Consider the following 12,969-nt stretch of genomic DNA (forward strand, 5'->3'; position numbering starts at 1 on the left):
CCCGCCCTGATTGACAGGCCCTAGAGTCCCCATCTACGGCAAACCGCAGCCGCCGGGGAGGTTCGAGGAGCTGGTGACTGAACCCAGCGAGCAGGAGAGAGCACGTTCCGAAATGGCGCTCTCGACCGCCATCGCGACCGATCCGCGTGACGCAGCGCCACTCGGCCCTACTCTGCGTCCCATTCCGTCCTTTCCGGACCCGCCGCCGTTGCACGAGCACGGACCGGCCCGGATCGTCTCGGTCTGCAACCAGAAGGGCGGCGTCGGCAAGACGACCACCACGATCAACCTCGGCGCCTCGCTCGCGGAGCAGGGCCGCCGGGTGCTGCTCGTCGACTTCGACCCGCAGGGGGCGCTGTCGGTCGGTCTCGGCAAGGGCGACCCGCGCCAGCTCGACCTGACGATCTACAACCTGCTCATGGAGCGGGGCGTGGAGACCGAAGAGGTCATCCTGCCGACGAGCGTCGAGGGCATGGACCTGCTGCCCAGCAACATCGACCTGTCCGGCGCGGAGGTCCAGCTCGTCCACGAGGTCGGCCGGGAGTACATCCTCGGCGGGCTGCTCAAGCCGGTCGCCGACGAGTACGACTACATCATGATCGACTGTCAGCCGTCGCTCGGCCTGCTGACCGTCAACGCGCTCGCCGCCAGCCAGGGCGTCCTCGTGCCCCTGGAGTGCGAGTACTTCGCCATGCGCGGGGTCGCGCTGCTCATGGAGACGATCGAGAAGGTCAAGGCCCGGCTCAACCCCGGGCTGACCATCGACGGGTTCCTCGCCACCATGTACGACTCGCGCACCCTGCACACCCGCGAGGTGCTCGGCCGGATCGTGGAGGCGTTCGGCGAGCAGGTCTTCCACACGGTCATCAACCGCACGGTCCGCTTCCCGGACGCCACGGTCGTCGGTGAGCCCATCACCCGGTTCGACCCGTCGTCCATGGGCGCGAACGCCTACCGGGAGCTGGCCAAGGAGGTGCTGCAGAGGTGGCAGCCCGCCGGGTGACCTCCGCAGCCCGCCGGGCGACCTCCGCAGCCCGCCGGGCGACCCCCGCGACGGCGTCCTAGGGGAGTCCGTGACCTCGACTACCGTTGACGAGGTGGGCGAACCGGCGGCGGAGGAGACAGAGGATCAGGGCGGTGGATTCCGGGTCCACCTGGACAACTTCGAGGGCCCGTTCGACCTGCTGCTCGGGCTGATCTCCAAGCACAAGCTCGACATCACCGAGGTGTCGCTGCACAAGGTCACCGACGAGTTCATCGCCTACATCCGGTCCCACGGCAGCGAATGGGACCTGGACCAGGCCAGCCACTTCCTGCTCGTCGCCGCCACTCTCCTCGACCTCAAGGCCGCCCGGCTCCTCCCGTCCGGTGAGGTCGAGGACGAGGAGGACCTGGCGCTGCTCGAAGCCCGCGACCTGCTGTTCGCGCGGCTCCTGCAGTACCGCGCCTACAAGGAGATCGCGGGGCTGTTCGCCGGGCGGATCGCGGCCGAGTCGCGCCGCTTCCCGCGGATGGTCCCGATGGAGCCGCAGTTCGCCGACCTCCTGCCCGAGGTGCTGCTCGGCCTGGGGCCGGAGGCGTTCGCGGGCCTGGCCGCCCGCGCCCTGGCGCCCAAGCGCCCGCCGACCGTGTCCATCGAGCACATGTACTCCCCGCAGGCCAGCGTGCGGGAGCAGGCGAGCATCCTCGTGGAGCGGTTGCGTAAGCTGGAGCGCGCGACCTTCCAGGTGCTGACCGCCGACTGTGCGGGCACTTTCGAGGTCGTCGCCCGGTTCCTGGCCCTCCTGGAGCTCTACCGCGAGAAGGCCGTCGCCTTCGAGCAGGACGAGCCCCTCGGTGAGCTGCACGTCACCTGGACCGGTGCGGCCGAGGGTGAGATCAAGGTCGGCGACGACTACACCGGCCGACCGACGGAGTCCGACGACGATGACTGACACGCCGCCCCACGAGTCCGAGCCGGCCTCCCGGCCGGACGCCTTCGCACCGGCCTCCGGGCCGGGAGAGCCGCCCTTCGAGGCGGGCGAGCCGACCCCCGGGCCCGGCGAGCCGACCTCACGGCCGGGCGGGTCCGAGACGCACGGCGGGCCGTACGACGAGGTTTCCGGCGCCCCGGAGCCGTCGCTGCGGGCGGGGCTGGAGGCGATCCTGCTCGTGGTCGACGAGCCGGTGCCGGAGGTCACGCTCGCGCAGATCCTCGAGCGGCCCCGCCACGAGGTCGCCGCGACGCTGCGCGAGCTCGCCGCGGAATACACCGCCCAGGGGCGCGGGTTCGACCTGAGAGAGATCGCCGGTGGGTGGCGCTTCTACACGCGTGACGTCTGCGCGCCGCTCGTCGAGCGGTTCGTCCGGGACGGCCAGCAGGCCCGCCTGACCCAGGCCGCCCTGGAGACGCTCGCCGTGGTGGCGTACCGCCAGCCGGTGAGCCGGGCACGGGTCTCGGCCATCCGCGGGGTCAACAGCGACGGCGTGATCCGCACGCTGACCCTGCGGGGCCTCATCGAGGAGGCGGGCCACGACCCGGAGCACCAGGCGGTGCTCTACCGTACGACCGGTTACTTCCTCGAGCGGCTGGGTCTCAACAGCCTGGAGGAGCTGCCCGATCTCGCCCCGTATCTACCTGACGACGTGGAAGGCATAGAGGAACTCCAGCAGTGAACCAGACCAATGAGGGCGTCCGACTGCAGAAGGTGCTCGCCGACGCGGGCATCGCGAGCCGGCGCGCCTGTGAGGACCTGATCGCCGCCGGCCGGGTCACCGTGGACGGCGAGAAGGTGACGTGGTTCGGCGCTCGCGTCGATCCGGAGACCGCCGTCATCCACGTCGACGGCAAGCGGATCCCGACCCGCACCGAGCTGCGCTACTACGCCCTGAACAAGCCCAGGGGCGTCGTCAGCACGATGTCGGACCCGCGCGGGCGCAAGACCCTCGCCGAGTACGTCGGGGACGTTCCCGAGCGTCTGTACCACGTGGGACGCCTCGACACCGAGACCGAGGGCCTGATCCTGCTGACCAACGACGGGGAGCTGGCCAACCGGCTGATGCATCCGCGGTACGGCGTCAGCAAGACCTACCTCGCGGAGGTGCACGGCCCGATCGAGCGGGACCTGGGCCGCCGGCTGAAGAAGGGCGTCGAGCTCGCGGACGGGTTCGCCAAGGCGGACGCGTTCCGGATCTTCGACCAGGTCGGCAAGCGCGTCCTGGTCGAGGTGACGCTGCACGAGGGCCGCAAGCACATCGTCCGGCGCCTGCTGGCGGAGGTCGGCTACCCGGTCCAGCAGCTCGCGCGTACGGAGTTCGGCCCGGTCAAGCTCGGCAGGCTCAAGTCCGGCACGATCCGGGCGCTGAGCACCAAGGAGATCGGCGAGCTGTACGCCGCCGTCGAGCTGTAGAGCGCACCGTTCGCGGGCGGGATATCGAGGAAGGTTCCATGGGACGAGCAGTACGAGCGGTACGCGGTGCCACGCAGATCGAGGACAACGACCGGGACCAGATCCTGGAGGCGACGGGCGAGCTGGTCGCCGAGGTGATGAGCCGCAACTCTCTCACGACCGATGACGTCATCAGCGTCATCTTCACGGCGACCCCGGACCTGACCGCGGAGTTCCCGGCGCTGGCCGCGCGCAAGATGGGCTTCAACGAGGTCCCGCTGATCTGCGCGACCGAGATCGACGTACCGCACGCGCTGCCCCGGGTGATCCGCCTGATGGCCTACGTCGAGACGGACCGGCCGCGCTCGGAGATCCAGCACGTCTATCTGCGCGGAGCCGTCGCCCTGCGCCTCGACATCGTCCAGTAACGCCCGTCCGGCCGCGCCGGGCCACGGCCGGGACCGGCGTCTCCGCACCTGCGGAGGCGGCGGGAGACCCGGCCGTACGCCCTCGTCCGCTCGATCGCCGGGCTCCGCGCGAGCGGCGGAGTCGATACGCTGGTAACTCGCGTGGAGGTGAGACCAATCGGCGGATTCCGGCGGATCGTCGTCATCGGCACCGGACTGATCGGCACGTCCGTGGCCCTGGCGCTGCGTGAGCGCGGCGTCGAGGTGGCGCTCGCCGACCGCGACCCCGCCTCCGTACGCCTGGCGGCCGAGCTGGGAGCCGGGACGCCGCTGCGCGACGATGACGGACCGGCCGACGTGGCGGTGCTGGCGGTTCCGCCGGCGGCGGTCGCGGCCACGCTCCTGGACGCGCAGAAACGCGGCCTGGCCCGCGTCTACACCGACGTGGCGAGCGTCAAGACCCGGCCGCTGCGCGAGGCCGCCGAGCTGGGCTGCGACCTGGCCTGCTTCGTCGCCGGGCATCCGCTGGCCGGCCGGGAGCGGTCCGGGCCCGCCGCCGCGCGCGCCGACCTGTTCCTCGGCCGGCCGTGGGCGCTGTGCCCGACGGACGACACCGACGTGGCCGCCGTCGAGACCGTGACCGCCCTGGCGCGGGAGTGCGGGGCGCAGACCGTCGTCGTGGACGCCGAGGAGCACGACCAGGCCGTCGCGCTGGTCTCGCACGCGCCCCACGTCGTCGCCGCCGCGGTCGCCGCGCGCCTGCGGGACGCGCCGAAGGTCGCGCTCGGCCTCGCCGGCCAGGGCGTACGCGACGTGACCCGGATCGCGGCCGGCGATCCGGATCTGTGGATCGGGATTCTCGGGTCGAACGCCCTGCCGGTGGCGGAGGTGATCGACGAGGTCGCCTCGGATCTGACCGCCGTGGCCGCCGCGCTGCGTGCGGGCGCGGGGCCGGACGTCACCGACCTCCTCGAGCGCGGTGGCGCGGGCCGCCGCCGGCTGCCCGGCAAGCACGGCGGGCGGCCGGGCGCGTACACCGTCGTGTCCGTCGTCATTCCCGACCGGCCGGGTGAGCTGGCGCTGCTGTTCCAGGCGGCGGGGGTCGCCGGGGTCAACATCGAGGACGTCACGATCGAGCACTCCCCGGGCCGCCCGGTCGGTGTCGTCGAGCTGAGCGTCGATCCCGCCGCGGCGGAGCGGCTCGCCGACGAGCTCCGGGCCCGGGGCTGGTCCGTTCCCCGCTGAGCGGGCCGCCTAGCGGCCGGGGCGCGACCGGCGCATGAGCATCGTCACGCGCACCGCGCCGATGACGACCAGGCCGGTGATCGGGATGAACGCCACCTGGAAGGCGGTCGGGCCGTAGCCGCCGCCGGTGGCGTCGAGCAGGACCCCGGCGGTGAGCAGGCCGGCGATGGTGGACGAGAACCCGCCGAGGTTGACGATGCCCGAGACGATGCCGCCGCGTTCCGGCGGGTTCGAGTCCCGCGCGAGGTCGAAGGCGAGCATGGAGGCCGCGCTGCCGACCGCGTTGATCAGGACGAGGAGCAGGGCGAGCGGAGCGGGCAGGTGACCACCCGGCCAGGTGATGGCGACGAGCCAGGCGACCGCGAGGGTGATGACCGCCGAGGTGATCAGCCGGCCGCGCAGGTCGGGACGGCGGCCGGCGAACCAGCCGAGCAGCGGGGCCGCCGCCATGGGCGTCGCCGCGCCGAGCGTGAGGATGAGCCGGGCCGGGCCGGGCGCCATGCCCAGCCCCTTGACCAGGTAGGGGTAGCCCCACAGGGTGGCGAGCACGGTGAACGACGACAGCGTGAAGTGCGTCCACAGGCCGGTGCGGGTGCCGCGCGCGGCGAAGACCGCCCGGATGTCGGCGAGCGCCGAGCCCTTCTTCTCATCGGAGGTGCCGGAGAGGGAGATGGAGCGTTCCATGGGAGCGCCCGGGTGGTTGCGCACGAAGAGCCACACGACCACCGCCATCGCGCCGCTGATCACACTGATGCCGACGAACGTCCTCGTCCACCCGTACGCGTGCAGCCCGGCGGACAGCGGCACCGTGCCGACGACCTGGCCGAGCGACCCGACCATCGCGGTCATCGCGGTGAGCAGCGCGAACCGCCGGCGGGGGAACCACGCGGCGATCAGGCGAATGATGTTGAGGAACGTCATCGCATCGCCCAGCCCGACCAGCACCCGGCCGGCGATGGCGAGCGGCATCGCGGTCGCGAACGCGAACACCGTCTCGCCGAGCGCCATGATGACGAGGGCCACACCGATCATCCGGCGTGGCCCGAACCGGTCGGCCATCAGCCCGCCCGGGATCTGCATCGCCAGGTACACGCCGAGCTGCAGGATCACGAACATCGACAGCGCCGTCGCGCCGACTCCGAAGCGCTGCTGGGCGGCGAGCGACGCGACGCCGAGGCTGGTCCGGTGGAAGAAGGCGATCAGGTAGGCCAGAGCCGCGACGCCCCACACGGTCCAGGCGCGGCGGCCGCCGAGCGGATGAGAGGGGGGCCGCGGTGCGGACGCTTCGGCGGGAACGGTCAGTACCGCGGGTTTCAAGGGGGCAGCCTTTCGGGGGTGGTGCTTCGATCGGTATGGCGGTCACGCGTGCCCGCGCAGCGCCGTCACCGCGACGCGCAGGTGACGGTGGACCGCGGCGCGGATCCGCTCGCGGTCGCCGGTTCGTACGGCCTCGAGGATCTCGGCGTGGTCCTGGATCGCGGTCGCCGTGCGTTCCGGATCGTCGGCCGTCAGCCGTGCCATGCGCAGTTGACGGTCGCGCAACGCGTCGTAGAGCTGCGTAATGATCTCGTTGCCCGCCGCGGCGACCATTGTTCGGTGGAAACAACGGTCCGCGCGCGCGAATTCCCGGGCGTCGCCGGCGGCGGCGTGGGCGCGCATCGCCTCGAGCCACCGGGCCAGCTCGTCGACCTGCTCCGGGCGGAGCGTCGCCTTGTCGGCGGCGAAGGTCTCCACGAGCTCCCGCGCCTCGAAGACGTCGGAGATCTCCTGGGACGAGACCGGCAGCACCAGCGCGCCCCGCTTGGGATAGAGCCGGACCAGGCCCTCCGCCTCCAGCCGGAGCAGCGCCTCGCGTACGGGAGTACGGGAGACGCCGACCGCCGAGGCGATCTCACCCTCGCTGAGCAGCGCGCCGCCCGGGTAGGTGCGGTCGAGGATGGCCTGCTTGACGTGATCGTAGGCCCGGGAGGTTGCCGAGGTCATCTTGTATCTATCTTACATACAAGTCGTATGGGACCGCCGACGGCCACGGCGGCGGCCGCGGACCGGTAGCCTCATTCGTTGGCCGGTCGGTTATCGAAACAGGCAGATAAGGAAGCGAACGTGACGCTCGTCATCGCCATGGACGGTCCCTCCGGGTCGGGTAAGTCCAGCGTCTCCAAGGGCGTGGCGCGCGCCCTCGGGCTGCGCTACCTCGACACGGGCGCGATGTACCGCGCCATGACCTGGTGGATGCTGCGCGCGGGCGTCCCCGTCGATGACCCCGCGGCGGTCGCGGCCCGGGCCGGCGAGCCCGAGCTGGCCTCCGGCACCGACCCGGCCGCGCCGACGATCACGGTCGACGGCGTCGACGTGTCCGGCCCGATCCGGGGTTCGGAGGTCACCGGCGCGGTCAGCGCCGTCGCGGCCGTGCCCGCCGTCCGTGAGCGGCTCGTCGCCCTGCAGCGAGAGATCATCGGCGCGGGCGGCATCGTCGTCGAGGGCCGCGACATCGGCACCGCCGTCGCCCCCGGCGCCCAGGTCAAGATCTACCTCACCGCGAGCGCCGAGGCACGAGCCCAGCGCCGCAACGCCGAGCTCACCGGTGCCACGGTCACCGCGACGCAGGCCGACCTGGCCCGCCGCGACCACCTCGACTCCACCCGCAAGGTCGACCCGCTCGCGCAGGCGGCCGACGCGATCGAGGTCGACACCACCAGCCTCGGCCTCGACGAGGTCATCGAGGAGGTCCTGCGCATCGCGCGCAAGCACCTCGCCGCAGCCGACGGCGATTCGGCATCACCGGCGCGCTCCCTGACGGGTGAGCCGCCCCACGAGGAGCGAGACGAGTGAGTGAGTTCCAGCACGCGGAGGCGATCGACGTCGCCATCGAGCACGACGTCGCGCCGCCGCCGGTCGTGGCCATCGTCGGACGGCCGAACGTCGGCAAGTCCACCCTGGTCAACCGCATCCTGGGCCGCCGTGAGGCGGTCGTGGAGGACGTCCCCGGCGTGACACGGGACCGGGTGGCGTACGACGCCACCTGGAGCGGGCGGCGCTTCACCGTCGTCGACACGGGCGGCTGGGAGCCGAACGCCGAGGGCCTGGCGGCCGCCGTCGCCGACCAGGCGCGGCTCGCCGTGGACGCCGCCGACGCGGTCCTGTTCGTCGTCGACGCCACGGTCGGCTCGACCGACACCGACGAGGCCGTCGCCGACGTCCTGCGGCGCGCCAAGAAGCCGGTCGTCCTGGCCGCCAACAAGGTCGACGACGCCCGGGCCGAGGCGGACGCGACCGCCCTGTGGTCGCTCGGCCTCGGCGAGCCGCGCCCCGTCTCCGCCCTGCACGGGCGGGGGAGCGGTGACCTCCTCGACGCCGTCCTGGAGGCCCTGCCGGAGGAGGCGCCGCCGGAGACGTACGGCGCGGCGGGCGGTCCGCGGCGCGTCGCGCTGCTCGGGCGGCCCAACGTCGGCAAGTCGAGCCTGCTCAACAAGCTCGCGGGGGAGAACCGCGTCGTCGTCGACTCGGTCGCCGGCACCACCCGCGACCCGGTCGACGAGCTCATCGAGCTGGGTGGCGAGACCTGGCGGTTCATCGACACGGCCGGCATCCGCCGCCGGGTCCGCGAGTCCCAGGGCGCCGACTTCTACGCCACCCTGCGCACGCGTTCGGCGCTGGAGCGTTCCGAGGTCGCGGTCGTGCTCGTGGACGCCAGCGAGCCGCTCGCCGAGCAGGACCTGCGGATCATCTCCATGGTGATCGAGTCCGGCCGCGCGCTCGTCCTCGCATACAACAAGTGGGACCTCGTCGACGAGGAGCGCCGCCACTTCCTGGACCGTGAGATCGACCGGCAGCTGCACCACGCCCGCTGGGCGCCGCGCGTCAACATCTCGGCCCGTACGGGCCGGCACGTGGAGAAGCTGGTTCCGGCCATCGACACGGCGCTGGCGGGCTGGGGCGAGCGGGTGCCGACGGCCCGGCTCAACTCGTTCATGACGGACCTGGTCGCCGCCCGGCCGCACCCCGTACGGGGCGGCAAGCAGCCCAAGGTCCTGTTCGCCACGCAGGCGGGCGTGCAGCCGCCGAGGTTCGTGTTGTTCACGAGCGGGTTCCTGGAGGTCGGCTACCGCCGCTTCGTCGAGCGGCGGCTGCGCGAGGACTTCGGCTTCGAGGGCACCCCGATCGAGATCAGCATGAAGATCCGGGAGAAGCGCCCGCGCAAGTGAGCCCGGCCTGCACGCTCGGATGACCCGCCGTCCCGCCGCAGATGCGGCGGCGTCGGCGGAGTCGCCGGCCCACCCGCTCGGGTGATCCGCCGTCCCGCCGCCGCAGGTGTGGCGGCCGCGTCGGCGGAGGCGCCGCCGGCCTCATTCGCTCGGGCGACCCGCCGCCCACCCGGCTCTTCCGGAGCTCGGGCGCGGCGGCCGAACCCGGCCGGGCTCGGCCGCCGCGCCGTCGGCGTCACCGTCGTGGCTTGCGCCCGCGCCCGCGTACACCGGCGGTCGAGCACGACCGTGGCGCGACCGCGCCGAGCCGCCGGGGCAGTCCGACCGTGGTGGGGACGAGCCGCGACAGGCCCGTGAGGTCGAAGACCCGGCGTACGTTCCCCTGTTCCGGGATCGCCACGGACAGGGGGACCCGAAGGGCGGTGCTGCGGCCGTGGGCCCGCACGATGATGTGGATGCCCGCCGAGTCGAGGAACCTCGTGCCGGTCAGGTCCAGGAGCATCTCCGTCACGCCGCTGTTGAGGAGCCGGAGCACGCGCTCCCGGATCGCCGCGGCGTTGACCACGTCGACCTCTTCCGGGAAATGGACGACGGTCACTCCGGAGACCTGCTCCACCTCGAGATCGACCGTGGACAGATGTCGCATCGAGATTCCACCTCACGGCTGGCCGGGAACGGGGCGACACCGCAACTGACGAGATGACAGTCAGTCAGAAGCGCTGTGTCGGGACTATCCATGTACCCGGAATGAGTGGATGAAACCCTCGATGCCCTCTGGCCTGCGGTTACGCCGGTATTGTGGGCGACCGTCCATTCAGCGGGGTGGCCTAAGTTGAAGGACGTTGGATATCCTACGTCCGAGGTGAGGGTATGCCGGTGAATGAGAGCGCGTTCGACCCCGACATCGCCGCATGGCTGCGGCGGCGTGCCGCGGATCCCACCGCCGCCGACACTTCGGTGCGAGGAGCGCGGATCCACTCGCGGGCCGTGAACGAACGGTCCCGCGCGCTGCTGGCCGATCCGCCGGTCCCGTCCGCGGAGTACGACACCGTCCTGGAGACGGCGACCGGCCCACTGCCCGCGCGTGTCACCGAGCCGCCCGTACGGAGCGACGCCACGGTCGTGTTCTTCCACGGCGGCGGCTGGATCGCCGGCGACCTGCGGACCCATCTCCAGCACATGCGCAGGCTCGCCGTGGAGGCCGGCGCGACGGTGATCGGCGTGGACTACCGGCTGGCGCCCGAGCACCCGTTCCCAGCGGCGTTCGACGACTGCCTCGCCGCGACGCTGCACGTCGCCGGAGGCCGGAGCGGGCCGCTCGCCGTGGCCGGCGACAGCGCCGGCGGCCAGCTCGCGGCTTCGGTCGCCCTCGCCTGCCGCGACGAGGGGGTCGAACTGGCCGGGCAGCTGCTGGTCGTCCCGGTCACCGACGTGTCGGGGGGATACGCCGATCCGGACGTGAACGCGCGCTACCCGTCGCGGGCCGAGCGCGCCGAAGGGTACGGGCTGACCATGGAGGGGATGCGCTGGTTCGCCGAGTTGTACCGCCCGCCCGGGCGCGGCGACGACTGGCGGGTGTCGCCGCTGCGCGCGGACGACCACACCGGTGCGGCCCCCGCCGTGATCCACACCGCGGGTTTCGACCCGCTGCGCGATGAGGGCGACGCCTACGCGGTCGCGCTGCGTGCCGCCGGGGTGCCCGTCGTGCACCGTCAGTGGGCCACCCTCAACCACGGGTTCTTCGGGTTGGGCGGCGTGTCGGCGTCGGCCGACCGCGCGGCGCGGCAGGCCGCCACCGACCTGCGCGCGCTGCTCACGGGGGTCAGAACGCCGTGAGGCGCCGCGGACCGGGGCCGGAACGCCGTGAGGCATCGCCGGCCGGCGAGCGCCGCCGACCGGCCTCGGAACGCCGTCAGGCATCGCCGATCTATGCGCCTCGCCGACTCAGAACGGCCGGAGGCACCGCTGACCGGGCGCGTGCCGCCGATCGGGTCATGACGCCGTGACGGCGGCGGCGAACCGGGTGGTGATCCAGCGTGGATCGGTGATCGCCGTACCGACCACCACACAGCTCGCGCCCGCCTGGATCGCGGCCGCCGCGGTCTCCGGCGAGTGGTATCGACCCTCGGCGATGATCAGCGCGTCGGGGAGCCTGCGGCGCAGCGCCCGTACGAGTCCCAGGTCGGGACCTTCGGGCAGCGGGCCCGGCGCGGTGTAGCCGGACAGAGTGGTGGCGATGGCGTCGGCGCCCGCCTCGGCGGCGGTCACGCCCTCCTCCACCGTCGCCACGTCCGCCATGAACAGCGCGCCCTCCGCGTGGACCGCCGCGATCGACTCGGCGAGCGGCCGGCCGTCCGGGCGCGGACGGAACGTGGCGTCGGCCGCCACGACCTGCGCGCCGGCCCTGACGACGGCGCGGGCCGCCTCGACGGTGGGGGTGATGTAGACGCCCTCCGCGCCGTCCTTGGTCAGGCCGATGACGGGGACGTCCACGGCGGCGGCGACCGCGGCCACGTCGGGGATTCCGCCGACCCCGCCGCAGCGGATCGCGGCGGCGCCTCCGCCGACCGCGGCCTCGGCCATCCGGACCAGCGTGCCCGTGTCGCGCAGCGGGTGCCCGTCCGGAGCCTGGCAGGACACGACCAGCCGGCCCGTCACGGCGGCGGCGAAGGTCTCGGCGTTCATCGGAGGCTCCCTGGGGACGTGGCGGTCTCGGCGGCGGGGGTGGGCGGCGCGTCGTGAGCGAGCAGGGCGTCGTGAGCGAGCAGGGCGTCGTGAGCGAGCAGGGCGTTGTGGGCGAGCAGGGCGGCGCCGACCAGCGGCGCGTCCGTGCCCAGCCGGGCGGGGAGGATCGGTGTCGCGCGCAGCGGCGGAAGCGCCTCGTGACGGAACGCGGTGGTGACGGCGTCGAGGAACGGCGCGCCGATCTGCGCGACTCCGCCACCGATCACGACGGCGTCGGGGTCCAGGACGGCCAGCAGTCCGGCCAGCGCACGCCCCAGCAGCGCCCCGGCGCGGGGCGTGTCGCCGGTGACGGCGATGGCGGGGCCGGACGCCACCGCCTCCAGGTGATCGCGGCGACCGCAGCCGCACGGTATCGGCCCTTCTTCGGGAACGAGCAGGTGAGCGAGTTCCCCCGCCGTGCCGTGCGCCCCGTGTTCGAGGCGCCCGCCCACGGTCAGGGCGCCGCCGACACCGGTCCCGACCGAGACGTGCAGGACGCGGTGGTGCCCCGCGCCGGCACCCGCCCGTGCCTCGCCGTAGGCCATGGCCCGGACGTCGTTGACCACGGTGACGGGCAGGCCGGTGAGGGCGGCGAGTGTTCCGCGGACGTCCGCCCCCGCCCAGCCCGGCAGCACGTCGGTGGCCGAGACGACGCGTCCGGTGGCCGGGTCGACCACTCCGGGCGCGCCGACGCCGAGGCCGCGGACGGCCGTACGACCGAGCCCACGGCCGGCGGCACCGCCGGGCCGGCGGACGGCCGCGTCGTCTCGGCCGCGGTCGGCTGCGCCGTCTCGCCCGTAGGGGGTGACGCCGTCCCGGCCGCGGTCCGCCGCGTCGCGTCGGTCGTGGTCGGTGGTGCCGCTGAGGTCGTTCAGCAGGCGGGCCGCCGCCCTGAGCACGGCGTCGGCGCCTTCGCGGGGCGTCGGCACCCGGTCGCGCCGCAGGACCGTTCCATCCTCGTCCACCAGCGCGGCGGCGATTTTGGTGCCACCGACGTCCAGGGCGGCGAACACCGGGCCG

Annotated in this window: 14 protein-coding genes; 9 read left to right on the forward strand and 5 right to left on the reverse strand. The window is 73.2% G+C overall.

What is annotated here, in order from left to right:
• Positions 1-112 precede the first annotated feature (112 nt).
• The 6 genes from NDW01_RS03165 to NDW01_RS03190 all read left to right on the forward strand — a co-directional run bounded on the left by NDW01_RS03165 (position 113) and on the right by NDW01_RS03190 (position 5,020).
• Positions 113-1,003, forward strand: a complete 891-nt coding sequence (locus NDW01_RS03165) for a ParA family protein (RefSeq protein WP_252817357.1) — start codon at positions 113-115, stop codon at positions 1,001-1,003.
• 94 nt (positions 1,004-1,097) lie between these two features.
• The gene (locus NDW01_RS03170) at positions 1,098-1,934 is read left to right on the forward strand and encodes a segregation and condensation protein A (protein ID WP_252816371.1); all 837 of its coding nucleotides are present in this window, start codon (positions 1,098-1,100) and stop codon (positions 1,932-1,934) included.
• Positions 1,927-2,655 (forward strand): SMC-Scp complex subunit ScpB, encoded by a 729-nt coding sequence (scpB, locus tag NDW01_RS03175; protein WP_308211623.1) that lies wholly within the window; start codon positions 1,927-1,929, stop codon positions 2,653-2,655. The genes NDW01_RS03170 and scpB overlap by 8 nt, the downstream gene beginning before the upstream one ends.
• Positions 2,652-3,389: a pseudouridine synthase gene (locus NDW01_RS03180; protein WP_252816373.1), complete on the forward strand. Its 738-nt coding sequence runs from the start codon at positions 2,652-2,654 to the stop codon at positions 3,387-3,389. The genes scpB and NDW01_RS03180 overlap by 4 nt, the downstream gene beginning before the upstream one ends.
• Before the next feature lie 38 nt (positions 3,390-3,427).
• On the forward strand, positions 3,428-3,796 hold the full coding sequence (gene aroH, locus NDW01_RS03185) for a chorismate mutase (protein WP_252783811.1): 369 nt from the start codon (positions 3,428-3,430) through the stop codon (positions 3,794-3,796).
• A gap of 141 nt (positions 3,797-3,937) precedes the next feature.
• A complete protein-coding gene (locus NDW01_RS03190; RefSeq protein ID WP_252816375.1) occupies positions 3,938-5,020 on the forward strand; it encodes a prephenate dehydrogenase in 1,083 nt (360 codons plus the stop codon).
• Between the two features lie 9 nt (positions 5,021-5,029).
• On the opposite strand, the gene NDW01_RS03195 is transcribed toward NDW01_RS03190, so the two are convergent.
• Positions 5,030-6,337, reverse strand: a complete 1,308-nt coding sequence (locus NDW01_RS03195; protein ID WP_252816377.1) for an MFS transporter — start codon at positions 6,335-6,337, stop codon at positions 5,030-5,032.
• 42 nt (positions 6,338-6,379) lie between these two features.
• Complete coding sequence (locus tag NDW01_RS03200; RefSeq protein WP_252816379.1) at positions 6,380-7,003, reverse strand: GntR family transcriptional regulator; 624 nt, start codon at positions 7,001-7,003, stop codon at positions 6,380-6,382.
• Positions 7,004-7,123: 120 nt separating this feature from the next.
• Here NDW01_RS03200 and cmk point away from each other — a divergent pair, with 120 nt between their 5' ends.
• Positions 7,124-7,852, forward strand: coding sequence for a (d)CMP kinase (gene cmk, locus NDW01_RS03205; RefSeq protein ID WP_252816381.1), 729 nt, complete (start codon positions 7,124-7,126; stop codon positions 7,850-7,852).
• Positions 7,849-9,225, forward strand: a complete 1,377-nt coding sequence (der, locus tag NDW01_RS03210) for a ribosome biogenesis GTPase Der (protein WP_406567678.1) — start codon at positions 7,849-7,851, stop codon at positions 9,223-9,225. Before cmk ends, der begins: the two co-directional genes overlap by 4 nt.
• A 235-nt stretch (positions 9,226-9,460) precedes the next feature.
• On the opposite strand, the gene NDW01_RS03215 is transcribed toward der, so the two are convergent.
• Positions 9,461-9,871 (reverse strand): STAS domain-containing protein, encoded by a 411-nt coding sequence (locus NDW01_RS03215; protein ID WP_252816383.1) that lies wholly within the window; start codon positions 9,869-9,871, stop codon positions 9,461-9,463.
• 224 nt (positions 9,872-10,095) lie between these two features.
• Between NDW01_RS03215 and NDW01_RS03220 the strand changes: the two genes are divergently transcribed.
• Positions 10,096-11,061, forward strand: coding sequence for an alpha/beta hydrolase (locus tag NDW01_RS03220; RefSeq protein ID WP_252816385.1), 966 nt, complete (start codon positions 10,096-10,098; stop codon positions 11,059-11,061).
• 156 nt (positions 11,062-11,217) lie between these two features.
• Here NDW01_RS03220 and NDW01_RS03225 read toward each other — a convergent pair whose 3' ends face one another.
• Together NDW01_RS03225 and NDW01_RS03230 are read right to left on the reverse strand one after the other, a co-directional pair.
• Entirely contained in the window at positions 11,218-11,910 is a 693-nt protein-coding gene (locus NDW01_RS03225; RefSeq protein WP_252816386.1) for a putative N-acetylmannosamine-6-phosphate 2-epimerase, read from the reverse strand.
• Positions 11,907-12,962, reverse strand: coding sequence for an ROK family protein (locus tag NDW01_RS03230; RefSeq protein ID WP_252816387.1), 1,056 nt, complete (start codon positions 12,960-12,962; stop codon positions 11,907-11,909). Before NDW01_RS03230 ends, NDW01_RS03225 begins: the two co-directional genes overlap by 4 nt.
• Between the last annotated feature and the right edge of the window lie 7 nt (positions 12,963-12,969).

The sequence above is a fragment of the Actinoallomurus soli genome (assembly GCF_024055715.1).
Classification (GTDB): domain Bacteria; phylum Actinomycetota; class Actinomycetes; order Streptosporangiales; family Streptosporangiaceae; genus Actinoallomurus; species Actinoallomurus soli.

What these genes read in the sequence shown, in the direction of transcription:
- NDW01_RS03215 (WP_252816383.1), bottom strand. Translation starts at nt 9,871, where the DNA reads ATGCGACATCTGTCCACGGTCGATCTCGAGGTGGAGCAGGTCTCCGGA.
- NDW01_RS03220 (WP_252816385.1), top strand. Translation starts at nt 10,096, where the DNA reads ATGCCGGTGAATGAGAGCGCGTTCGACCCCGACATCGCCGCATGGCTG.
- scpB (WP_308211623.1), top strand. Translation starts at nt 1,927, where the DNA reads ATGACTGACACGCCGCCCCACGAGTCCGAGCCGGCCTCCCGGCCGGAC.
- NDW01_RS03225 (WP_252816386.1), bottom strand. Translation starts at nt 11,910, where the DNA reads ATGAACGCCGAGACCTTCGCCGCCGCCGTGACGGGCCGGCTGGTCGTG.
- NDW01_RS03200 (WP_252816379.1), bottom strand. Translation starts at nt 7,003, where the DNA reads ATGACCTCGGCAACCTCCCGGGCCTACGATCACGTCAAGCAGGCCATC.
- aroH (WP_252783811.1), top strand. Translation starts at nt 3,428, where the DNA reads ATGGGACGAGCAGTACGAGCGGTACGCGGTGCCACGCAGATCGAGGAC.
- NDW01_RS03165 (WP_252817357.1), top strand. Translation starts at nt 113, where the DNA reads ATGGCGCTCTCGACCGCCATCGCGACCGATCCGCGTGACGCAGCGCCA.